This window comes from Malaciobacter halophilus (assembly GCF_002837275.1).
GTDB classification, from domain to species: domain Bacteria; phylum Campylobacterota; class Campylobacteria; order Campylobacterales; family Arcobacteraceae; genus Malaciobacter; species Malaciobacter halophilus.
This window is the reverse complement of sequence record NZ_NXIF01000015.1, coordinates 35,983-57,577: the sequence shown is the minus strand read 5'-3', so window position 1 is coordinate 57,577 and position 21,595 is coordinate 35,983. Positions and strand designations below refer to the sequence as shown.

General features: G+C 26.0%; 23 protein-coding genes. 12 read left to right on the top strand and 11 right to left on the bottom strand.

The window, feature by feature from the left end; all coding sequences use genetic code 11:
• Positions 1 to 884, top strand: an 884-nt coding sequence (locus CP960_RS04235; protein WP_101184053.1) for an EAL domain-containing protein, incomplete at its 5' end; no start/stop codon positions are given.
• Positions 885 to 927: 43 nt separating this feature from the next.
• Positions 928 to 1,101, top strand: a complete 174-nt coding sequence (locus tag CP960_RS13710; RefSeq protein ID WP_162919069.1) for a hypothetical protein — start codon at positions 928 to 930, stop codon at positions 1,099 to 1,101.
• Here the strand turns inward: CP960_RS13710 and CP960_RS04230 are convergent.
• On the bottom strand, positions 1,098 to 1,469 hold the full coding sequence (locus CP960_RS04230) for a S24 family peptidase (protein WP_101184051.1): 372 nt from the start codon (positions 1,467 to 1,469) through the stop codon (positions 1,098 to 1,100). The two genes, CP960_RS13710 and CP960_RS04230, sit on opposite strands and share 4 nt — an antisense overlap.
• Before the next feature lie 70 nt (positions 1,470 to 1,539).
• Between CP960_RS04230 and CP960_RS04225 the strand changes: the two genes are divergently transcribed.
• Positions 1,540 to 2,514 carry an endonuclease/exonuclease/phosphatase family protein gene (locus tag CP960_RS04225; RefSeq protein ID WP_101184049.1) on the top strand — a complete coding sequence of 325 codons (975 nt, stop codon included), beginning with the start codon at positions 1,540 to 1,542 and terminating at the stop codon, positions 2,512 to 2,514.
• 9 nt (positions 2,515 to 2,523) lie between these two features.
• Here CP960_RS04225 and CP960_RS04220 read toward each other — a convergent pair whose 3' ends face one another.
• Positions 2,524 to 3,369 (bottom strand): YitT family protein, encoded by an 846-nt coding sequence (locus tag CP960_RS04220; protein WP_101184047.1) that lies wholly within the window; start codon positions 3,367 to 3,369, stop codon positions 2,524 to 2,526.
• Positions 3,370 to 3,459: 90 nt separating this feature from the next.
• Here CP960_RS04220 and CP960_RS04215 point away from each other — a divergent pair, with 90 nt between their 5' ends.
• Positions 3,460 to 3,681 (top strand): hypothetical protein, encoded by a 222-nt coding sequence (locus CP960_RS04215; RefSeq protein ID WP_101184045.1) that lies wholly within the window; start codon positions 3,460 to 3,462, stop codon positions 3,679 to 3,681.
• Positions 3,682 to 3,741: 60 nt separating this feature from the next.
• Entirely contained in the window at positions 3,742 to 4,305 is a 564-nt protein-coding gene (locus tag CP960_RS04210; protein ID WP_191321655.1) for a DJ-1/PfpI family protein, read from the top strand.
• Between the two features lie 55 nt (positions 4,306 to 4,360).
• On the opposite strand, the gene CP960_RS04205 is transcribed toward CP960_RS04210, so the two are convergent.
• Positions 4,361 to 6,205, bottom strand: coding sequence for a GGDEF domain-containing protein (locus CP960_RS04205; RefSeq protein ID WP_101184041.1), 1,845 nt, complete (start codon positions 6,203 to 6,205; stop codon positions 4,361 to 4,363).
• A gap of 66 nt (positions 6,206 to 6,271) precedes the next feature.
• Entirely contained in the window at positions 6,272 to 7,864 is a 1,593-nt protein-coding gene (locus CP960_RS04200; protein ID WP_101184039.1) for a cation:proton antiporter domain-containing protein, read from the bottom strand.
• 171 nt (positions 7,865 to 8,035) lie between these two features.
• Here CP960_RS04200 and CP960_RS04195 point away from each other — a divergent pair, with 171 nt between their 5' ends.
• Entirely contained in the window at positions 8,036 to 9,004 is a 969-nt protein-coding gene (locus CP960_RS04195; RefSeq protein WP_101184037.1) for an NAD(P)-binding domain-containing protein, read from the top strand.
• On the opposite strand, the gene CP960_RS04190 is transcribed toward CP960_RS04195, so the two are convergent.
• Complete coding sequence (locus CP960_RS04190; protein WP_101184035.1) at positions 9,001 to 9,393, bottom strand: DUF3010 family protein; 393 nt, start codon at positions 9,391 to 9,393, stop codon at positions 9,001 to 9,003. The genes CP960_RS04195 and CP960_RS04190 overlap by 4 nt on opposite strands.
• Positions 9,394 to 9,501: 108 nt before the next feature.
• Between CP960_RS04190 and CP960_RS04185 the strand changes: the two genes are divergently transcribed.
• Positions 9,502 to 10,167: a small multi-drug export protein gene (locus tag CP960_RS04185; RefSeq protein WP_101184033.1), complete on the top strand. Its 666-nt coding sequence runs from the start codon at positions 9,502 to 9,504 to the stop codon at positions 10,165 to 10,167.
• A 24-nt stretch (positions 10,168 to 10,191) separates the two neighbouring features.
• On the opposite strand, the gene CP960_RS04180 is transcribed toward CP960_RS04185, so the two are convergent.
• Positions 10,192 to 10,836, bottom strand: coding sequence for a DsbA family protein (locus CP960_RS04180; RefSeq protein ID WP_162919068.1), 645 nt, complete (start codon positions 10,834 to 10,836; stop codon positions 10,192 to 10,194).
• A 116-nt stretch (positions 10,837 to 10,952) separates the two neighbouring features.
• On the opposite strand from CP960_RS04180, the gene CP960_RS04175 reads away from it, so the two are divergent.
• A complete protein-coding gene (locus CP960_RS04175) occupies positions 10,953 to 11,351 on the top strand; it encodes a hypothetical protein (protein ID WP_101184029.1) in 399 nt (132 codons plus the stop codon).
• 16 nt (positions 11,352 to 11,367) lie between these two features.
• On the opposite strand, the gene CP960_RS04170 is transcribed toward CP960_RS04175, so the two are convergent.
• On the bottom strand, positions 11,368 to 12,591 hold the full coding sequence (locus CP960_RS04170; protein WP_101184027.1) for a DUF711 family protein: 1,224 nt from the start codon (positions 12,589 to 12,591) through the stop codon (positions 11,368 to 11,370).
• Between the two features lie 235 nt (positions 12,592 to 12,826).
• On the opposite strand from CP960_RS04170, the gene CP960_RS04165 reads away from it, so the two are divergent.
• The 4 genes from CP960_RS04165 to CP960_RS04150 all read left to right on the top strand — a co-directional run bounded on the left by CP960_RS04165 (position 12,827) and on the right by CP960_RS04150 (position 15,934).
• Entirely contained in the window at positions 12,827 to 14,152 is a 1,326-nt protein-coding gene (locus CP960_RS04165; protein WP_101184025.1) for a double-cubane-cluster-containing anaerobic reductase, read from the top strand.
• Positions 14,153 to 14,914, top strand: a complete 762-nt coding sequence (locus CP960_RS04160; RefSeq protein WP_101184023.1) for an acyl-CoA dehydratase activase — start codon at positions 14,153 to 14,155, stop codon at positions 14,912 to 14,914.
• Between the two features lie 39 nt (positions 14,915 to 14,953).
• Entirely contained in the window at positions 14,954 to 15,478 is a 525-nt protein-coding gene (locus CP960_RS04155; RefSeq protein ID WP_101184021.1) for a methyltransferase, read from the top strand.
• A gap of 63 nt (positions 15,479 to 15,541) precedes the next feature.
• The gene (locus CP960_RS04150; RefSeq protein ID WP_101184019.1) at positions 15,542 to 15,934 is read left to right on the top strand and encodes an EF-hand domain-containing protein; all 393 of its coding nucleotides are present in this window, start codon (positions 15,542 to 15,544) and stop codon (positions 15,932 to 15,934) included.
• A gap of 18 nt (positions 15,935 to 15,952) precedes the next feature.
• On the opposite strand, the gene CP960_RS04145 is transcribed toward CP960_RS04150, so the two are convergent.
• From CP960_RS04145 to CP960_RS13975, 4 genes are all read right to left on the bottom strand, one after another.
• Positions 15,953 to 17,035, bottom strand: a complete 1,083-nt coding sequence (locus tag CP960_RS04145) for a glycoside hydrolase family 3 N-terminal domain-containing protein (protein ID WP_101184018.1) — start codon at positions 17,033 to 17,035, stop codon at positions 15,953 to 15,955.
• A 1-nt stretch (position 17,036) separates the two neighbouring features.
• Positions 17,037 to 18,755, bottom strand: a complete 1,719-nt coding sequence (locus CP960_RS04140; protein ID WP_101184016.1) for a DUF4153 domain-containing protein — start codon at positions 18,753 to 18,755, stop codon at positions 17,037 to 17,039.
• A 92-nt stretch (positions 18,756 to 18,847) separates the two neighbouring features.
• Positions 18,848 to 19,261 (bottom strand): sulfurtransferase-like selenium metabolism protein YedF, encoded by a 414-nt coding sequence (gene yedF / locus CP960_RS04135; RefSeq protein WP_101184014.1) that lies wholly within the window; start codon positions 19,259 to 19,261, stop codon positions 18,848 to 18,850.
• Between the two features lie 80 nt (positions 19,262 to 19,341).
• The gene (locus CP960_RS13975) at positions 19,342 to 21,588 is read right to left on the bottom strand and encodes a molybdopterin oxidoreductase family protein (protein WP_409454878.1); all 2,247 of its coding nucleotides are present in this window, start codon (positions 21,586 to 21,588) and stop codon (positions 19,342 to 19,344) included.
• Positions 21,589 to 21,595 lie beyond the last annotated feature (7 nt).

The window sequence follows — 21,595 nt, the reverse complement described above, 5'->3', positions numbered from 1 at the left end:
AAGAAGTTGAAACTTTAAATATAAATAAGAATAATATTGTTTTAGAGATAAAAGAAGATACTATTTGTGATATAAATGCATTAAATATTTTTTGTCAAAAATATAAAAATTTAGGCTTTATTATTGCAATTGATGATTTTGGGACAGGATATTCAAGTTTTGATAGATTAGCAATAATTAAACCAGATATAGTAAAAATAGATAGAAGTTTAATCTCAAATATACAAAATAACTATATTAATACATCAATATTAAAATCAATAGTAGATATTTCAAATAAAATAGGTGCTTTAACACTAGCAGAAGGAGTTGAAACAAAAGAAGAGATTTTATTATGTATGAAAACTCATATTGATATTTATCAAGGGTTTTATTTTGAAAAACCAATTGAAAATCTATATAAAATTTGCGAAAATAAACTTTTTGGTAAAATAAATAAAATTGGTATTGAATACAAAAATGTAATAAAAAAACATATAAAAACAAAACAATCAATTTTAAAAAAGATGCAACATCTTACCAAAGATGCTGTAAAACTAATCTCTCAAGAACAAGAGTTTTGTTTTGAAAAACTTCAACTTGTCCTTAAAGAAAATAGTAATATTGAAGCTATTTATCTAATTGACTTTACATCTGGTAATCAAATAAATGATACTTTAATTGCTAATATTCATAATAGATTTTATCAAGCCTCAAAACACAATGACAATCACAATCTAAAAGAGTATTACTATATGACTAAAGAGTCTAAAACAAAAGAGTTCTTAAGTCAAAAATATATATCAAAAGCAACAGGTAATATGTGTAGAACTTACTCTAAAGTTATTAATATCAATGAAAATCAAGTTATATTATGTTTTGATATTCTTACAAATTTAGTATAGTAAACTTTACTATTTTTAAATATAATATGAAAAAAGGCTAATTATGACAGAAAATGAAATTAATGAATTTATGAAAATGGTAATTCCTATGTTAAAAGAGTTACCAAATGAAGAGATAAAAGAGCAAATAAATCAAATTGAAGATATGAGTGAAGAAGAGAAGCAAAAGTTCATTGATGCTATAACTTTATTAAAAGAAGCAGATGAAAAAAACTAAAATTTAGTAAAGGTTAATAAAACCTTTGCTACTACATGAACATCACTAATATCATAAACAAGATGTTTATAGTCATCATTTATTGATTCAAAGACTGTTTTGTTATCTTTTATAACTGCTTTTTTTACCCATAATCTATTTTCATAATAGAGTATATAAATCTTATTATTGATTATATCCTTTTGAGATAAATCAGCAACAACTAAAGCCTTATGATTTATAACAGGTTGCATAGACTCTCCATCAACTCTTAAAACAAATAAAGAAGAGATATTTATATTTTCTTGTAACAAATCTTTTGAAAAACACAACTTCTTTTGTTTATTATCATCAAAAACATCAATATAATCTAATGTAATAGTATCCATAACATCTCCTTTTAAGAATGAAGTATAACTAAGATTTTTTAGTTTAAAGTTAATATAGTAAAATTTCATTATGAATATAAAAGTAGGAACATTTAATCTTTTCCAATTTGTACAACCTCCTTTTTCTTGGTATATTAAAAAAGATAGATTTACAAAAGAACAGTGGGAAGAAAAAACAGAATTTATCAAAAAACAGTTACTTAAAATGGATTGTGACATAGTTGCTTTTCAAGAGGTATTTTCCCATGAGGCCTTAGAAGAGTTGACAAAACAAGTAGGTTTTAAATATTTTAAAATAGTAGATTTTGCTAAAAAAGATAAAAATAATAGCAAAGTTTTTATTACTACAACTGTTGCACTTGCATCAAAATATGAAATAACACAAATTAGCAGTTTACAAATAAATGAAAGTGTTTTAAAATTACTTGATATAAAAGAGTCTTTCTATTTTTCACGACTTCCAATAAAAGCAAAAATAAAAATTAAAAATAAAGAGTTATTAACTTATGTATTTCATCTTAAATCAAATAGATTAAATGAGTATGAATATAAATTTGAAAAGACAACAAATATAAACTTAAAACTTGAAAAATCAATCTATGCTATTAATAATCTTAACGCAAAAGCACTAAAGCAAAGAGTTGCTGAGGCATATCATCTTGCATTTGATATTATTAAAAACTTAAATGAAAATGATTTTATTATTGCTTTAGGAGATTTAAATGATAGACAAAACTCTTTAATTGTAGATATATTAACAAATAAATCTCTTTTTGATGTAGAAAATTTTAAAGTTTTCAAAGAAATAGAGAATAAAAAAGAGTACTATTTATTTGACTCATATGAAAAAGCTTTAAACAAAAAAAATAAAAAAGAGCCAACTTCATACTTTAAAGCAATAGGAAATATTATTGATTATATTTTTGTTTCAAAAAAAATAGATGTTTTAGAGTATAAGTTATTTAATGAACATTTATTGAAAAACAAAGATGGTTCTATTTTACAATCAGACCATGCTCAAGTAGTAGCAACCTTAAAGTTTTAAACTTTAAGGTCAATGCCCTCTTCCAAGCATTTCATTTGCTTCACTAATAATCAAAAAAGCTTCAGGGTCAATATCTTGTACTAATTGTCTTAATAGTTGTAATTTTGTTACTTCTATTACAATTAAAATCATTTTTTTATCTTCATTGTATAAGCCTGTTCCACTAATTATTGTCCCATAAGGACCTATTTGCTCTTTTATCAAATCACTCATTTTTTCAACTTCATTAGTTACTAAATGAACTACTTTTTTATTTAGATTTCCAGTTAGAATTTTATCAATTGTAATTGCAGTAATATATATACTTACAACACTCCATAATACTTTTGCAGTATCATCAAAAACAAATAAAGATGAAAGTATGATAAAAAAGTCAATAATAAAAATAACTTGCCCAGGTTTAATTTCAGTTTTTAAAGATACTACTCTTGCAACAATAGTTGAACCTCCAGCTGATGAGTTTGCTCTTATAACAAAAGCTAAACCTATACCAATTAATATTCCTCCAAAAATTGAAGCTAGGATGGTATCATAAACTATTGCTTGTAATTTAAAAACTTGTGAAAAAATATCAATTAATACAGATATTAAAATTATGGTAAAAATAGTTTTAATAGCAAAAGCTTTACCTAAAAATTTTATTCCAAAAATTAATAAAGGAAGATTTACAGCAACCATCCAAAAACCTACACTATATGAACTTACATAATGTAAAAGAAGTGCTAAACCTGCTGTACCGCCTGTAATAATCTCATTTGGTATAAAAAACCAAACAACACCTAAAGCTAAAATAATAGAACCAAATAAAATAAAAAAATAGTTTTTAAGTTCACCTTTTAAGTAAAATATATCCATACTTCTCCTAATAGTAAAATTATAGTACTTTTATAAGAAGACTATAAACATTATTTTACCATAATTTGTCATTATGGTAAAAGGAGAATTATGGAGTTTATACCACACACTCAAGCTGAATTGAAGAATATGGAAATTAAAGAGAATGAAATCTATACTATTCAATATATTGAGAGAGATTATTATAATGCTGAGGATAGAGTGGAGCTTGCAAAAGGGAAAGCAATCATAAGCGAAAATGAGATAGTTTTTATCATTTCAGATGCTTATGGAATGGATAAATTTATAAAAGAAGTAAGAGTTATAAAATAGAGTTTTAATATTAAATACTCTTTTTTATACTATTTTCTAATCAAATAAAAGGAGAAAATTATGTCAAAGAAAATTTTAGTTTTAGCAGGAGATTTTGTAGAAGATTATGAGCTTATGGTACCTTTTCAATGTTTACTTATGTTAGGACATAAAGTAGATGTAGTTTGCCCTGATAAAAAAGCAGGCGAACAAATAAAGACTGCAATCCATGATTTTGAAGGTGACCAAACATATACAGAAAAACCAGGACATAACTTTACATTAAATGCAACTTTTGATGAAGTAGATGAAAATAGTTATGATGCTTTAGTTGTTCCAGGAGGAAGAGCTCCTGAATATATTAGATTAAATCAAAGAGTACTTGAAATAGTAAAAAATTTCAATTCTCAAAATAAACCTATTGCATCAATTTGTCATGGTATTCAAGTTTTAGTAGCAGCAAATATTGTTGAAGGGAAAACTTGTTCTTGTTATCCAGCTTGTGCTCCTGATTTAAACTTAAATGGTGGAACATGGAAAGATATAGGTTTTGAAGATGCACTAGTAGATAAAAATCTAGTTACAGCAGCTGCATGGCCTGCTCACCCACAATGGTTAGCAAAATTTAATGAACTTTTAAAATAGAGTATAAAAGCTTGTAGGTTTACAACTTTGTAAACTTACAAGCTTATGATAAAACCTAAAATAAATCTACACTAGTTATTTGACTTTCATGAAATCTTACTACTTTATCTCTTCCACTATTTTTTGCTTCATAAAGTGCAATATCTGCATTTTTAATTACACCTTCAAGAGAAGTAGAGTCTTGAGGAAACATTGAAAGACCAATACTAACTGTTTTTTTAAGTTTATTTCCTGCATAAACATCTATCTCATTTTCTCTTACTTTTTTTGCTATTTTTTTAGCAACATTTAAAGCATCTTCTTCACTATTTACTCCGACTAATAAAACAATAAACTCTTCTCCACCATATCTGATTATTAAGTCTGATTCTCTTACTGATTCATTTAATATTCTAGCTAGTTCTTTTAAAACTTTATCCCCTATATCATGTCCATACTCATCATTTACTGCTTTAAAATGATCCATATCAAGTAAAAGTACACCTATATTTAGATTTTCTCTTCTTGTTTGAGGAACAAGTTTTTTAGTATGTTCATCTAAAAACTTTCTATTATATAAACCTGTTAATCCATCTTCAAAAGCTGATTCTTGTAAAGCGTTCATTGAAATTTTAACTTCAATTGAAGGGGCTGCTTCATTTATATAACTTTTTACAAAAGAGATTTTATCTTTTAACTCTTCTAATTGAATTTTTGAATCACAAATAAAATTTATAATCAAATATACATTTTTGCTAATTTCTACATTTAAACAGTAATGAAACTTATCATCTTTTTGAAAATATGGACAACTATCATGATAATCTACTGATACTACATCATTTTTTGTTCTTGCACATCTACAAAGCTCTGGTTCTTCAGATATGTTATGTTTGCAGTAAAGACTATTTCCAACAGTCTTTTCAATACTCATCTTATTTTTACTATAATCAATCTCAAAAAAAGCAAAATTTTTAATACCAAACTGATTTTTAAAAACTTGTGCAAGTCTTTCATAAATTTCATTTTTTGTATTATCTAATTCTATCTCTTTTTTAAACTGATATAAATTTGAAAGGTTTTTAATAATATCTTTTGATTTCTCTAAAGGATTAATATGTGAAGAGTTTGCTTTTTGTCCAATAAACCCTTGAAGTCTTCTTTCAATATCTAAAGAAGTATCTCTAAAAGTTGACATTAATTTATTATAATCATCAATTAACGCATCCATTTCATTATTTTTTGAAGATTCATGGGGTACTTCTTTAAATCTTCCTGCAATAGCAAGCTTTATATTTTTTGCAAGCTTATCAAGTACTAAAATATAGTGTTCACTATTTTTTCTAGCAAGAACAATTATAATAAATATAGAGATTAAAATAAGCACTGGAGTAAGATAAGTTATTTCTAAACCAACTTGCTTAATATCACTTATATCCATCTTTAATGAAACTGCACCTAAAGTATCTCCATATTCAACATTATGACATTTATTACAGTCAATTCCATTTTCTAAAATTGAAGTATAAGGAACAGTAACTCTCATACTTGTTTTAGTAAAACTCTCATTTAGTTCATACTGTAACTCGCCCGTTTTTATAGCTTTTACATCAATTTCATCTTTTGGTTTTCTAAGCTCTTCTTTTCCAAACTGTTTTTTTACTAAATCACTTCTAATTAACCAAAGCTCTTCAATATTTTTCATACTTGCTACTGAGTTAATAAAAGTATCAACTTGGTTCATGTTTCCGTTAATCATATGAGAAGTAAGACCACTTTTTACTACATTTGCAATAACTTGTGCATTTTGAATAGAAGACTTTAAATTTGTATTTCTTAAATTATAAAGACTTAAAGTAGTAACTAAAATAGTTAAAACTACACCTATAAGCAAATACTGAAAAGTAAACTTTTTTCTCATAAAATTAGTAACCTTTAAATGACATTTTAGCAATTATACACGGTTTACATAAATCTGTTATAAAAATTAGATAGATTTATTGATTAAAAGTTTAGCTACTTCTTTATGGGCATGAACGAAGTTTTTGATATTTAAATCTTTTAAATCTCTTCTTTCTTCCGTTGAATTAATTTTTAGTGTTATATTTGCATCACTATAAAATGCTAATATTGCTTCACAAATCAATCTTTTTCTTTTTGTATTAGATAAAGTAATAATTATACTTGAAGATTGTTCAACTTTTAAAGACTCTAATACTGGCTTTTTATCTAAGTGTCCAAAATATGCCATATAACCTAATTTTCTTGCAAGTAATACGTGTCTTAAATCATCTGAAATAATTACGAATTTTTTATTATTTTGATAAAGTGTCCTAGCAACAATTCTTCCTAAAGTAGAAAAACCACAAACAATAACATGATTTGAGGCTTTAATAGGTGTAATTTTATCAGATTCATAAAACTCAACTTCAAAATATGATGCAATTTTATAAATATTACTTATTATAAAAGGAGTTAATATCATAGATAAAACTGTAACCAAAATAAGAAAACTTGATAACTCGTTTGAAAGTAAACCATCATTTGAAGCTAAAGCAAAAATAGCAAAAGAGAACTCTCCTACTTGACATAATGATAAAGCAGCTTTTACAGCAGTACTTTTAGTAGATTTTCGTCTAATAATAAAATAAATAACAAAAGCTTTAACTAAAACTATTGCTACAAAAATCATAAATATATAATGAATATTATTGAAAAAATATAGTATATCTATTTTTGTTCCAACACTAAAGAAAAATGCCCCTAATAAGAAATCTTTATATGAAGCGATATCTGATTCTACTTTAATTCTATATTTTGTTTCAGCAATAATCATACCAGCTATAAATGCTCCTAAAGAGTATGTAAAGCCCATTTCGTGGGCTAAAATAGATGCACCCATTACTATTGAAAAAACTGAACCTAAAAACAACTCTTCTAATTGAGTATTTGAAGAGAATCTAAGAAGCCAGTTCATTATCTTTTTTCCTACTGTAAATAGAAATAAAATTACAATAAATGCAGAAAAAAGAGTATTTACAATTATTTGTGAAACACTTAAAGAGTCATTTGCTAAAAAAGAGATTAATAATAAAATAGGAATTACTGCTAAATCTTGGAAAATCAAAATTGCAGTAGACTTCTCTCCATATGGAGTATAAATATCTTTTGAATGCTTTAAATAACTTAATACTATTGCAGTAGAAGATAATGAAAAAGCAAGAGCAATTATTACAGAGGGTACTATTTGTATTCCTATAATAAAATGAGAAAATAGAAAAATCAAAATAGCACTAAAACTTACTTGTAAAAAACCATTTAATAAAAGAATCTCTTTCATTTTTTTGATTCTTTCTATACTCATTTCTAAACCAATAGTAAACATTAAAAAAACAATTCCAAACTCTGCAATTAACTCTAAAGAGTGAATATCTATACTACTAAAATTAAAAATGTAACTTATAAGTGTACCAGTAAGAATATATCCTATAATATGTGAGATACCAAATTTTTTAAGTACTATATTAAAAATTGTAGAGATTGCAATACTTAAAAATAGTGTAAATAATATACTTTGCATTTTTCCCTTTCCTTTAATATATATTGTACCAAAATATATACATATTTTTTTTACATAATATATATAAAATATACAGTTTAAAAAAGAATAAGGAGTAAATAGTAATTTTATTAATTAATGCTATAATTATTTTAAGCACCTATGCTTTATCTTAACATGAAGGACTAAAGTATGCATAAGATTTTTGACATTGCAATAGTTGGCGCAGGCCCTGGAGGAATAGCAAGTTCAGTAGAAGCTGTATTATTAGGTCTAAAAAATGTAGTGGTCTTTGAAAAAAGTCAAAACCACTCTGATACTATTAGAAAATATTTTAAAGATAATAAAAGAGTTGATAAAGATTGGAAAGGTATTAAAGTAGAATTAAGAGGAAATATACACTTTACAGATGGAACAAAAGAGAATACTTTAAATCTATTTGATACTTTAGTTAAAAACGAAGATATAAAGGCATACTTCAATGAAGAAGTATATAGTATAGAAAAACAAGAAGATAAACTTTTTAAAATAACAACTACAAAAGAGAACTGTTTTTATGCAAAAAATATTGTAATAAGTATAGGAACTATGGGAAAACCCAATAAACCATCATATAAAATTCCACCAACTTTAAAACAAAAAATAAATTTCAATATTAGTCAATGTTCACAAAATGAAAAACTACTAATTGTAGGAGGAGGAGATAGTGCTGTTGAATTTGCTTATTATACAGCTAATCAAAATAGAGTAACTTTAGCTTATAGAAAAGAGAGTTTTTCAAGAGTAAATCCTACAAACTTACACTATTTATTTGACTATGTAGAAAAAGGAATTATTGATTTAAGACTAAGTTTAGATATTAAAAAACTTGAAGATAATCAAGGAAAAATTGAAGTACACTTTTCAAATGGACAAACTGAATTATTTGATAGAATAGTTTATGCATTAGGAGGTTTTAATCCCACAGATTTTCTAAAAAGATGTTCTGTGATTTTAGATGAAAATAACTCCGCTGTTGTTGATGAAAATTTAAGAAACAATCAAGATGGAATCTATTTAGCAGGTGATATTGCAAGAAGCAATGTAGGAGGTTCTATTGCTTTAGCACTAAATCACGGATATATAATAACAAATCACATAAAAAATACAAATAGAGTTTAATCATTTAAAGCACATAAATAACTCTGCTCTTGATATTTTTTAAGCTCTTTAGGAAAAACTATCTCATTTCTTTTTTCAAAAGAGCTTAATGATTGAGAAGAGATTAACTTTACTTTACAAATACTATTTAATTGTATAAGTGCTTCCATTTTAAAAGTTACTGCTCCACCTGCAAAATTTCCTTTTTTCGCTCTTTTTTTTAAGATAAGCTTATCAATACAATTTACTTTAAGAAACTCTTCTATTTTAGAAAAATACTCTTTGATACTATCTTGACACTCATCATCTTCTAAAGTAATCTTTTTTATTTTTAAATTCAAAAACTCTTTATTATCAACTACTGTTAATATTGTGTTGTTTGCTTTTAACTCAATACCACAAACTCTCATTTTAACTCCTTTGTAAAATTATACAAAAAAATAATTCATAATTTTAATTTTCTTGCAAAATGAAAGATTTCTCTTTTTTGTGTTAAAATAAAAATTTAAAGAGGAAAAATGAAAAAAGTTTATAATATTATTTTTAAAGGCAAAGAGGGAAATATCTTTATCTTTAGTCTTTTTCTAACAACATTACTTATTATTTCTATATTAATCACATATATTTTTGATGCAAAATCAGCAAATAAAATTACTGCATTAGTTGTTTCTAACTTATTTGTAGGGAGAGTTCCTTCCTTATCATTAGGTTATGCTTCGCAACTATCGCATCTAACTGTAATTGGAGTAAATATAGTAACAGAACTTATTTTAGTTACAAGCTTATACCCTTTGTTTATTTTTAGTTTCAAAGGAATACTAAAAATAAAACCATTAGAAGATTTTTTTACTCAAGTTCAAGAAAAGAAAAAACAGCATCAAGAAAAATTTGAAAAATATGGGAAAGTTGGACTTTTTATTTTTGTTTTTATACCTTTTTGGATGACAGGACCAATAGTTGGAGCAATTATTGGTTATTTAATTGGCTTAAAACACTATACAATTATGTTAATTGTATTTATAGCAACTACTATTGCAATAACACTTTGGGGACTTTTTTTAAATGAAATTATTGAGTTTTTATTGGCTTTTGACACTAGATATGTATGGATAATCTTATTATTTATTGTAGTTACTGCTTTAGTTTTAAAAATCAAAAAAAAGCTATATAAAAAAGAGAAATAATCTCTTTTTTATACTACAAATTATTTAAAGTTCAGAGTTAATTAAATCAATTAAATTTTGAAGACCAAAAGTCTGTAAAGGTTTACCATTTACAAAATATGATGGTGTCTTTGTAGCTCCTAAATCTTTAGCATCACTTAAATCTTCTTTTATAATTTGTGATACTTTTTGAGCATCTTTTTCAATATCAGCTGAAAGTTTTTCCATATCAAGTCCAGCTTTTGGTAAAATTCTCCATAACATTTTTGGTTTTACAACATGATGCTCTATCCAATATTGTTGAGTTGCAAACATAAACTCTAAAGTATTCATAAACTTATCTTGATTTCTTGAAGCTTCTAAAACTCTTACTGCAAAATCAGAATTTTCATGAAAAGGTGCATATCTTAAAACTAATTTTATTTCACCATCATTATCTTTCATTATCTTTTTTACATAAGGATGAAATTGAGCACAAGTACCACAAGCTGGGTCAAAGAACTCTACAAGCTGAACTTTTGCATCGCTTTTACCAATTACTACTGAATGCTCTTTTTGTAAGCTTTTTGCTTTTTCTTGAACCATTTGATTATATTGTTTAGACTCTTGTTGTTTATAAATATATGCTCCTACTATAAACACAACTAATATACTAACTATTGTAATAAATACAATCTTCTTATTTTGCATACAAAACTCCATATAAATTTTATATATTCTAGCAAATCTTTGTGTAGTATCTGTGGAGATAATAAATAGTTAAAAACTAATTTTGTATCATTATAAAAATAAAAAAAGAGAGATATATGAAAAAAAATGAGAAAGTAAAATTAACAAGAGAGATAGAAAAACCAATAAAAGTTTTTGGAAAACAATTAAAAGTAACAAGAGTAGTCTTAATTCTTGTAGCTTTTTTAATATATTTTGTAGCTTTATATTATGAGATTAAAACTTATACTCCTTTGATTTTAGGTATTATTCCTTTAATTTTAATATTTTTTATACTAATTTTAATTCAAAAAAGAATCTTATATATAGGTAGTTATAATATAGAGTGTTCAAGTGCTGGAGATTTATATATTACAAAATTAAAAGGTAATTGTCCTAAATGTCAAGGGGAATTAAAAGTAATAAAAAAGCTAAATGAACAGTATGTAATTTGCAAAAATAATAAAGAGCACAAGTTTTATCTACAAGAGAATTAAGAGAAATTTCTTAATTCTACAAGATTTTTAATACAGCACAATTACATAAATCTTCACTTTCATATGAAGTAATATCTTTTTGTTTTAAATTAGGATAAGGAAAAAGTCTTACAGTCAATGGTTTATTTAATCTAAAAGCCATTGTTCCTGTATCTTTCATAATTGATGCTATTTTTTCAATAGAAGTATCTCCTTCAATAGGAACAGTATCAAGACCTATTCCACAAACTGCACTATTCATAAGTAAAGTTCTTATATCATAATTTTCATTTTTAGTACCTGCTGCTAAACCTAAATCCTCTATTACTGCAAGCATTAATCCAGAGAATCCCACTAAAGGTACATTTTTTATACTTTTAAAAACTTTTGTAAGAAAAGAAGATACTTCAATACTTCCTGCTGCACCAAAGTACTCAAGCCCTAATAGTTCATAAACAGTTGCCATTGAAGAGCAATTTTTAGAAGGTGCTGCTGAGCTATCTATTCCTACAAATTTAAAATCACTATTTTCAAAACTATTTATTATAGTAAGTATATTATCTACATGATATTGAAGTGCTTTACTTAGTGCTTCATAATTGCCTTTAAATTTATCTTTATGTGTTTTATATTTATTTTTATTTGATTTTAAAACATCCACTAATAAATCTGGTGTTTCAAGACCTATTACATATGAATCTTCTAATGAACTTTGGTGATAAGAAGCAGGAAAATAAGGAATAAATGGCTTACAATTAAAATTTACTGTAAAATTGAAATTTCCCTCTCCTCTTGGCGTAATTTTAGATATATCTTTAACAGCTTTAGCACATTGTAAAATAGTTTCATCATCTAAAATATCAAATTCATCTTTTTTTATATTTACACATGCATTGCACAAATCACCATATGAAGCTATTAACTTAGGTAACATTTCAATTTGTTCTTTTGTTTTTGCTTCACCAATTGCAAATCTTATTCTTAAGTTTTCATTTGAGTATTTATTTAAAAGTGAAGAGATATAAGCTAAATCTTTTTTTGCAGTAGCAATACTACTAATATTTAAATACTCTTCAAAAGCATTTGTTACAACTCTTACTGATTGTACTTCATAATCTATATTATTAAATTTTGTACTTAATTCATCACAAAAACAACAAGCATTTTTTATTTTTTCTTCCCACTTTGTTTTATCTTTTGTCAAAGATAAAAATGTCGTAATTGTTCTTATTTTACATAATTTTTTATTTTTATAACTCATCTTTGTCCTTTGAAAAATATTATCAAACAATTAAAAAATAATCAAGCCAGATATTGCTTTTTTATAAACTTTATTAATTACTTTATTAAGATAATTATATTATAATTTTAAGGAAAGCTGTATATTAGGTCTATGGTTATAGACATACATGATTAAGCACTACAAAAATACTTAAGCTTTATTCTACATGTAAAAATTCTACTTTTAACAGCAACAATTCAAAAGGTAATAAAAAATGGGTGTACAAGAACATAGAAGTCTACTAAAAGATATTGGAGTAGATGTTGATAGACACGCAAAAATGATGGAAATGGGTTTAGAGTCTTATAAAGCACAATTTATGACTCAAAAGAATAGACCAGAAGCTATGAAATATTTTGATTGGTTTATGAGTGAAATGCAAGGTCAAAGAATAGCAGAAATAAATGAACTTAGAAAAAAGAAAAAACCAGCTATTGGTGCATTTTGTATATTTGTTCCAGAAGAGATTATTGTAGGAGCTGGAGGAGCATGTTTTGGTCTTTGTGGAGGAAGTCCAGCTACTATTGCAGATGCAGAAACAGAACTTCCTAGAAATATCTGTCCTTTAATTAAATCTGCACATGGATTTAAACTTCAAAAAACATGTGCATATACTCAATCTTCAGATTTTATTTATGGAGAAACAACATGTGAGGCAAAGAAAAAAACTTGGGAAATTTTAAATAAACATCACCCTGTTAAAGTTATGAATATTCCTCATATGAAAAGAGAAAAGGATTTAAAACTTTGGAAAGAAGAGCTTTTTGAGTTTAAAGAACATATTCAAACAATCACTCAAGAAGAGTTATCTTTAGAACAGATGAAAGAAGGAGTGAAAATTGTTAATGCAAAAAGAGAAGCTTTACAAAGACTTGATAGATTAAGAAGTATGAATAAAGATGTTGTACCAATTAGTGGAAAAGATGGTTTATTTGTTACTCAAATGGGATTTTTAGATGACCCAGTTAGATATACACAAAAAGTAAATGAACTTTGTGATGAATTAGAAAAAAGAGTTGAAGAAAAAATTAGTGTATTTGAAAAAGATACACCAAGACTTATGGTTTTAGGAACTCCTTTTGCTCCTCCAAACTGGAAACTTCACACTGCAGTTGAAACAAGTGGTGGTGCAATAATTAATGAAGAGTCATGTATTGGGCATAGATATTACAAAGACAATGTTGATTTAGATGATGTTAAAACTGAAGATGAATTAATGCAAAAATTATTAGATAAGTATAGTTCAGTTGATTGTGCATGTTTTACGCCAAACGCACCAAGAATTGATAAAATATTAAAAATGTATAAAGATAGACAAGCTAATGGAGTTATTTATTATACTTTATCATTTTGTCATACTTACAATGTTGAAGCACATTTAGTTACTCAAGCACTTGAAAAAGAAGGAATACCTTGTTTAGTAATTGAATCAGATTATTCACCTGAAGATGCAGGTCAAATAAAAACAAGAGTTGAAGCATTTTTAGAAAGTATCAACTTTAAACAAAAAGCTGCTTCATTCAAAAAGAAAAATGATTAAATGTATTGGGGAGTAGATATAGGCTCCACATATACAAAAATATGTGGTCTTGACGATAGTCAAAATATTATTGATACAAAAATTATACCAACAATTGTAAATCAAGATGAAATAGTCAAAGAGTATTTACAGGATAAAAAAGTAGAAATGCTTGTATCTACTGGATATGGAAGACATATGATTGAAGAGATTTTTTCATGTCCAGTTATTAGTGAAATTAAAGCCCATGCAAAAGCAGCTTACTATTTTCAAAATGATGCTGATATGGTTATTGATTTAGGTGGGCAAGATAGTAAAGTTATAAAACTTGATTTATCAGGTGGTTTTATTGATTTTAAAATGAATGATAAATGTGCAGCAGGTACAGGAAAATTTTTAGAAATTGCTTCTAATAGAATGGGTTTAAAACTTGAGGAGTTTTCAAAAATTGGATTTGAAGCAACAAAAGAATTAAGTATTTCAAGTATGTGTGCAGTATTTGCAGAATCTGAAGTAATCTCTTTAATTGCAAAAAAAGAGAGTGCTTCAAATATATGTTATGCAGTACATGAATCAATCGCTTCAAGGTTAGCTTCAATGGCTAGAAAATTCGCTATAAAAAGTGATAAAATAATCTTTTCTGGTGGTGGAGCATTAAACCCTTTTTTACTTTATTTAGTATCTAAAAAACTAGATAAAGAAGTAATTGCTTCTAAATATCCACAACTAGCTGGAGCAATTGGCTCTGCACTTGCAGGGTATGAAGTATATAAACAATTATAAGAAGTAAACATTTAAGTTTGCTTCTTATAAAATATCTTTATGATGTTTGAATTTTATTTATTAACTTTTTTACTTATTATTGTTTGCTTTATTGTAATTGCTTCATTAAAGATTGGTATCTCACCAATGCCAAGTTCAAAAGCATCACAAAAAATTATATTAGAATATTTAAAACAATTAAATAACTCAAATACTATAATAGACTTAGGTTCTGGATTTGGTACTCTTTCAATATATTTAGCTGTTAACTTTCCAAATAGAAAAATAATTGGGTATGAATTATCATTTTTTCCTTGGTTAATCTCTATAATCTTAAAAAAACTATTAAGATTAAAAAATCTTCATTTTTATAAAAAAGATTTTTTAAAAGAGAATATAAAAGATGCTACATTAGTATGTTATTTATATTTTGAAGGGATGAAAAGACTAGAAAACAAGCTATTTGAGGACTCTATTAATACTGTAATAATCAGTAATACTTTTTCTTTTTTAAATATAAAACATAAGAAAAAAGTATATACTAGCAACTTATATCAAACTCCTATTTACTTATATATGACTTAAATATTAAATATTCATTAAAATTGCAATGTTATAATTTCAATAAGATTAAAAAAAGGAAAAGCGATGAAAACTTTAAAAATTGCTACACTTGTTGTAGCTACATGTACGCTACTAGGTGCCCAAAATCTAACAAATAGAGGACCAATTCCTTTTAACTCATATGATACAAACTCAGATGGTAAAATAACATCAAAAGAGTTTTATGATGTAAGAGCTGAAAGAATGACACAAAAAGCAAATCAAAATATGCCAATGAGAAATGCTCAAAATGCACCAAGTTTTGAGGAAATTGACAAAAACGCAGATGGAAATCTAACAAAACAAGAATTACAAGATTTTCAAATAAATAGAATGTCAAATAGAATGAATAACAAAGGCATGAACAAAGGTCAAGGCAGAGGTATGGGTCAAGGTCAAGGTAGAGGAATGGGTCAAGGAATGAACCAAAATAGATAAGTAAATAAGAGATTTCTCTTATTTACTTATTGATTTAATCAATCTATTTGAAACTAAAATTCTTTCATAAGAGATATTACCTTTTAAAAGCTCTTCATAAATAGTATTAATAATATCACTAGTTTTATATTTAGCTAATTGATTTCCAAATAAAAGTATATTAACCCCTGAATTTATAGCTAAACTTACAGTTTTATTTAAACTATAATGTTTAGATATAGCTTTCATTTGCAAATCATCACTTATTATTACTCCTTTAAAACCTAACTTTTCTCTTAACAATTTTGTATTTACATTATAAGATAAAGTTGCAGGATAATTTTCATCTAAGTTTTTGTTAAAAACATGAGCTGTCATAATCATATCTATTTTGCACTGTTTTATTAATTTTTCATATGGTTTTAATTCATATTTACTCCAAGTATTTGAAATATCTACAAACCCTTTATGGGAATCTTTTAAAGATGAACCATGACCTGGAAAGTGTTTTAAAACACTTATAATATGTTTTTTTCTTTGTTCTTTAATTAATAATTTTGCATACTTTACAGTCTCATTAGCATCTTTTGAGTATGCTCTATCTAATTTAGTAATAACTTCATTATTTGGATTTATTGCCAAATCAACAACAGGTGCAAAATTTAAATTTATTCCCAAATCACTTAATTGTAAAGCTAAGTTTTTATACTCTTCGTTCACTTTATTTATAGGTAATTTAGCAACTTCTTTTGCACTTTTTGTCTCTTTAAAACCATATATTTTTTTTAATCTTTGAACTTTACCACCCTCTTGGTCAATGGCAATTAAAAGTTTATAAGGCACTAAACTTTGTAAATCTTTGGTTAACTGTTTTACTTGAGCAAAAGATTTGATATTTTTAGGTTTTGTTTTATCTTCTAAATTTTTATCAAATAAAATAACTCCTGCTAATTCATACTTTTTTATATCTTTTGCTATTTGAGAAAAATTATCTATTGATGTTTTATCAAAACCAACTATTAACATCTTTGCTATTTGTTTTTTAACAACTTCTTCATTAAAAGAGCTTGTTGCAAAACAATTTAAACTATATAAAAGAAAAATAAATAAAAACTTTTTCATCTTACTTTTTTATCATCAAAATAGCATTTATATATGAGACTTTAAAAGTCTGTTCTTTTGTATTAATATCTAAAAATTGAAGATTTAACTTATAGCTTATATTGTTATTTTCTTTTATAAAAACTGCCTCTTTATAGTTTGAACTATCTATTCTTTTTATACCTTTTTTAGACCACTTATTTACAATATCTTTTAAATCAAAACTTACACTACTATTATTAAGTTCTAAGTTTAAAACAGAGTCTTTTAATACTGCTTTTAGTTTGCTATTATTTACAATATACTCTTTTTTCTCATCTTGTTCGCTAATCATTAAAGGTAAGACATTTGTATAACCTTTTGAATCATAAGAGATATTATAAAGCTCAAAGCCTTGAATATATTTACTTCTTAGATTTGAAAAAGAGGAATAACTCTCTTTCATATTTATAAATTTAAATATTTCAGATTTAGTTTTAAACTCCTTATTAAAATAGTTATTTAAGAGTTTCATTCCTTTTTTGCTTCTTGATAAATAGTTAATAATTGAAGTTAATTCAACTTTTTTTTCTAATTTTAACTCTTTTAAATCAAACTGTTTTTTTAATTCTTGATTTTCATACTGCAAAATAAATGTTTTAAATCTATTAAATTGTGAATTAAGTGAAATATTTGAAGAGCTTAAAGGAGTAATTGAAGCAACTAAAAGAAGAAGAAACATTGAAATTAAACTACTTTTGATACAAAACTGCTTTTGAACTAACTCTAAAACAATTAAAAAAGTAAACCAAATAGATAAAAGTATCAAGCAATATCTTAATTGTGTAACTCCATATTCACTAACCCTTGCATATATTGCAATATCTAAAAATATAATAGGTAAAATCATTATATATACAAAATATTTATCAATAATATTCGTAAAAACTGTTTGTTTACTAATGGACTTTAAAAAGGCTTTAACTAAAATAACTAAACTTAAAAAAGTACAAATTATCCAAGATAAATCACCTTGAGGTAACTCTTGAAGTATAATAATTTTTATAAAATATGCATATAAAATAACTGTATATATTAAAATTAATGGTGTTAAAATATTTTTTATTAAAAGTTCTACTGCTTTTTTTAACTCTAAAGTTTGAATAAAGGGGTCTATATTTTTAGGAATGTTGGCTAAAAATAGAGTAGGAAAGACTATTATACTTATAAAAACCATCATTTCATCAATAAACTTATCAAAAAAAGTTATGGAAAATAAGTAATTTAATGTCAAAAAAATCATCTTTATTCCCAAAGCTAAAATAAGAGAACTAAAAAAAGCAAAAGCCAAACTATAATTCATTTTCATATTAAAAGATAGTATTGATTGATTTGAACTTTTAACAGCTAAAAAGTTTGAAAAAGTTATAGTTAAAAAAGCTGCAAAAATAAGATATAAAACTGAGTCTTCGTATAAAAAAATACCTAAATAAGTGGTTAAAAATGCAACAAAGAAAAAAAGAACTTTTTTTATTTTATCAAGCTGTTTTCTTTGAAAAAACAGATATATTCCCAAACAAAATCCAATTAAACTAAAACTACTTAAAAAAAGTTTACCTTGAAAACTTTTCTCTAAAAAAAATATTTCATTAATTTCAAATATTGCAAGAATAAAACAAGAAAACATAAATAAAAAAACTAAAGGGAATCTAAAAAACAACTCTTTAGAATTAAAATCAGTGAAATTTTTAATATTAATCATAATATACCTTTTAAAAAATATACAAAATAAAAGTGAATTATTTGTGAATAAAACCTAAGAAAATAGTTTCTTAGGTTAAATGTGAAAGATTACTATAAAGTTACTGTATTAGTGTTTAGAAGTGTTTGTATTGTATCCATTGCATTTCCTGCAACTCCAACTTTTAAGTCATCTCTTTTTTCATAAAAGTCAAGACAAGTTCCACAAGAAAAAATCTCTACTCCTTTTGACTGTAAATCTTTTAAAGCAATTAGTGCATCATCATTTTCATCATTTGTTGTAGTTAATAAAACTGCACTATTTACACAAATTATTTTACTTGGTAACTTCTCTTGCTCTACCATTGCTTTTAAAAAGCCTCTTATTAACATAGAACCAAGTTCACCTTCACCAATTTTATCTGATTTTAAAAATACTGTTTTATCTTTTGTATCTTGTTGCATAATAGTTTGCCTTTTTTCATAAGTTTTGTTTGAAAAAAGCTTTCTTGTAGCTTTCTCTTCTATACTAGAAGCTTATAAATTATTATAAGATTTATTTACTAAATTTGAACTTTTTTCAAAAAAGAGGAAGTCCTCTTTTTTGTTTAATGATGATAATCATCATAAATAATTTTAGATGTTTTAAACTTAAGTTTTTTAATCTCCATAATCTGGCTATACTCTTCTTGAGAAATTTTTTCCATTCTTACAGCAGCTTTATATGTAGGTGTTTTAGTTGTATAATCCCACCCAGAACTTGTTAATTCATTACATAAACCTTCCCAATAGTGAAAAGTCATTTGCATTACATTATCAGGTACTGTTTGAGTAATCTCTACTAAAACTGCAATATATCCATATCTACTCTCTACTTTTATAAAATCTTTATTTTTAAGATTGTATCTTTTTGCAAGAGCTGGATTTATTTCAGCTGTTGGCCCATGGGCATCTCCACCCTCTTCTATAATTCTTGACTTTCTAGTCATTGTTCCAACAGTATATTGATATACTTTTCTTGTAGTAAGAAGTGAAATAGGAAATTTCTCATCTGTTTTTTCATCCACAGAACCTACCATACAAGGATAACCTTCAGGTAAATTTAACTTTTTACGAAGTTGCTCTTGTGCTTTTTGTGTATCATTTTTATCATCAATGAAAATAACTGGTACTAAATTAGCTTTTTTATCTTTTGTAAAAAACTTTTTATCCATATACAAACTTGGTGTTCCAGGATGATCTTCACTAGGACAAGGCCATGCAATACCATTTATTTCTCTTAATCTTTTATAAGTAATACCTTTAAATCTTATTGGGTCTGCAACTCTTACTTCATTCCAAATTTCTTCAGGTGTTGTATAATTAAAATCTTTTGCATCAAATCTTTTTGCAAGTTCACAAGTAATTTCCCAATCTTGTTTAACATCTCCTTTTGGTTCTAATGTTTTTTCATTTAATTGAACTCTTCTTTCAGCATTTAAATAACATCCTTGTTTTTCTGCAACACTAACAGCAGGTAAAACAACATCTGCTTTAAGTGCTGTTTCTGTTAAAAATATATCTTGAACTACATAAAAATCAAGTTTTGAAATTCCTTTTAAAAAGTGGTTAGTATTAGGCTCTGAAATAACTGGATTTTCACCAATTGTATAAAAAAGCTTAACTCTTCCATCTAAAATTGCATCTGGAACTTCTGTTTTATGAATACCTATTTTTGAACTAAGTTCTTGTTTACAATCCCAAAGTTCTTCAAAAAACTCTCTAGCTTCCTTGCTAGTTACAAGTTTAAGATTTGGAAATATATTTGGTAAAATTCCCATATCACAAGCACCTTGAACATTTTGTTGACCTCTAAGAGGTAAATCTCCTGCTCCTAACTCTCCAATATTTCCTGTAATTAACATCAAATTAGAAATATCACAAACATTACCTACTCCATGATTAAAGTGTGTTACACCCATACCATGAGTAATAGCTGCAGGTTTTGATGTAGCATAAATTTCTGCTGCTTTAATTAATAACTCTTCATCAACTCCTGTCATTTTTGATACTTTTTCAGAAGTGTATTCTTTTACTGCTTCTTTTAAGTATTCAAAGCCATGAGTATATTTTTCAACAAACTCTTTATCATATAAATTATTTTCAATAATATGCAAAATTAGCATATTTATAACCGGAATATTATACTCCGGAGGAAGCTGAATAAATACATCCGCTTTTTGTGCAAATTCAGTTTTAATTGGGTCAATTACTATTAATTTTGCACCTCTTGATATTGCTCTTTGTATATGCATTGCTGCAATTGGATGTCCATTTTCTGGATTTGAACCAATCATTAATACACAATTTGAATGTTCTCCAATCTCTGTGAAACTGTTTGTAGCTGTACCATTACCAATTGTTTTAGCCAGACCGGCTACTGTTGGTGCATGTCAAACTCTCGCGCAGTGATCAATATTGTTTGTACCTATGATTGCTCTCATAAATTTTTGAGCCACATAATTCTCTTCTAAAGTACATCTTGCTGAAAAATTTCCTGCAATTGCATCTGGACCAAATTTTTGTTTAATCTCTTTCATTTTAGAAACAACTAAATCAAGTGCCTCATCCCAAGAAGACTCTACAAACTCTCCATCTTTTGAGAATACTCCATCTTTTTTTCTAATTAAAGGTTTTGTTAATCTCTCTTTTGAACTTACATAATCCCAACCATAAATACCTTTTAAACATAAATGACCTTCATTTACTGGATGGTCTTTAATACCTCTTGCTTTTACTATTCTATTCTCATGCGAAGTTAAACTAACTCCGCAACCCGTCCCACAATAGGGACAAATTACGTTTGTTTTTTTCATTTTATTT

Bases quoted from the DNA above. Each gene is read 5' to 3' on its own strand.
- CP960_RS04160 (WP_101184023.1), top strand. From the start codon at position 14,153: ATGTATTGGGGAGTAGATATAGGCTCCACATATACAAAAATATGTGGT.
- CP960_RS04180 (WP_162919068.1), bottom strand. From the start codon at position 10,836: ATGCAAAATAAGAAGATTGTATTTATTACAATAGTTAGTATATTAGTT.
- CP960_RS04145 (WP_101184018.1), bottom strand. From the start codon at position 17,035: ATGAAAAAGTTTTTATTTATTTTTCTTTTATATAGTTTAAATTGTTTT.
- CP960_RS04140 (WP_101184016.1), bottom strand. From the start codon at position 18,755: ATGATTAATATTAAAAATTTCACTGATTTTAATTCTAAAGAGTTGTTT.
- CP960_RS04190 (WP_101184035.1), bottom strand. From the start codon at position 9,393: ATGAGAGTTTGTGGTATTGAGTTAAAAGCAAACAACACAATATTAACA.
- CP960_RS04225 (WP_101184049.1), top strand. From the start codon at position 1,540: ATGAATATAAAAGTAGGAACATTTAATCTTTTCCAATTTGTACAACCT.
- CP960_RS04185 (WP_101184033.1), top strand. From the start codon at position 9,502: ATGAAAAAAGTTTATAATATTATTTTTAAAGGCAAAGAGGGAAATATC.
- CP960_RS04200 (WP_101184039.1), bottom strand. From the start codon at position 7,864: ATGCAAAGTATATTATTTACACTATTTTTAAGTATTGCAATCTCTACA.
- CP960_RS04165 (WP_101184025.1), top strand. From the start codon at position 12,827: ATGGGTGTACAAGAACATAGAAGTCTACTAAAAGATATTGGAGTAGAT.
- CP960_RS04150 (WP_101184019.1), top strand. From the start codon at position 15,542: ATGAAAACTTTAAAAATTGCTACACTTGTTGTAGCTACATGTACGCTA.
- CP960_RS04195 (WP_101184037.1), top strand. From the start codon at position 8,036: ATGCATAAGATTTTTGACATTGCAATAGTTGGCGCAGGCCCTGGAGGA.
- CP960_RS04175 (WP_101184029.1), top strand. From the start codon at position 10,953: ATGAAAAAAAATGAGAAAGTAAAATTAACAAGAGAGATAGAAAAACCA.
- CP960_RS04205 (WP_101184041.1), bottom strand. From the start codon at position 6,205: ATGAGAAAAAAGTTTACTTTTCAGTATTTGCTTATAGGTGTAGTTTTA.
- CP960_RS13710 (WP_162919069.1), top strand. From the start codon at position 928: ATGACAGAAAATGAAATTAATGAATTTATGAAAATGGTAATTCCTATG.
- CP960_RS04230 (WP_101184051.1), bottom strand. From the start codon at position 1,469: ATGGATACTATTACATTAGATTATATTGATGTTTTTGATGATAATAAA.
- CP960_RS04170 (WP_101184027.1), bottom strand. From the start codon at position 12,591: ATGAGTTATAAAAATAAAAAATTATGTAAAATAAGAACAATTACGACA.
- CP960_RS04210 (WP_191321655.1), top strand. From the start codon at position 3,742: ATGTCAAAGAAAATTTTAGTTTTAGCAGGAGATTTTGTAGAAGATTAT.
- CP960_RS04215 (WP_101184045.1), top strand. From the start codon at position 3,460: ATGGAGTTTATACCACACACTCAAGCTGAATTGAAGAATATGGAAATT.
- CP960_RS04220 (WP_101184047.1), bottom strand. From the start codon at position 3,369: ATGGATATATTTTACTTAAAAGGTGAACTTAAAAACTATTTTTTTATT.
- CP960_RS04155 (WP_101184021.1), top strand. From the start codon at position 14,954: ATGATGTTTGAATTTTATTTATTAACTTTTTTACTTATTATTGTTTGC.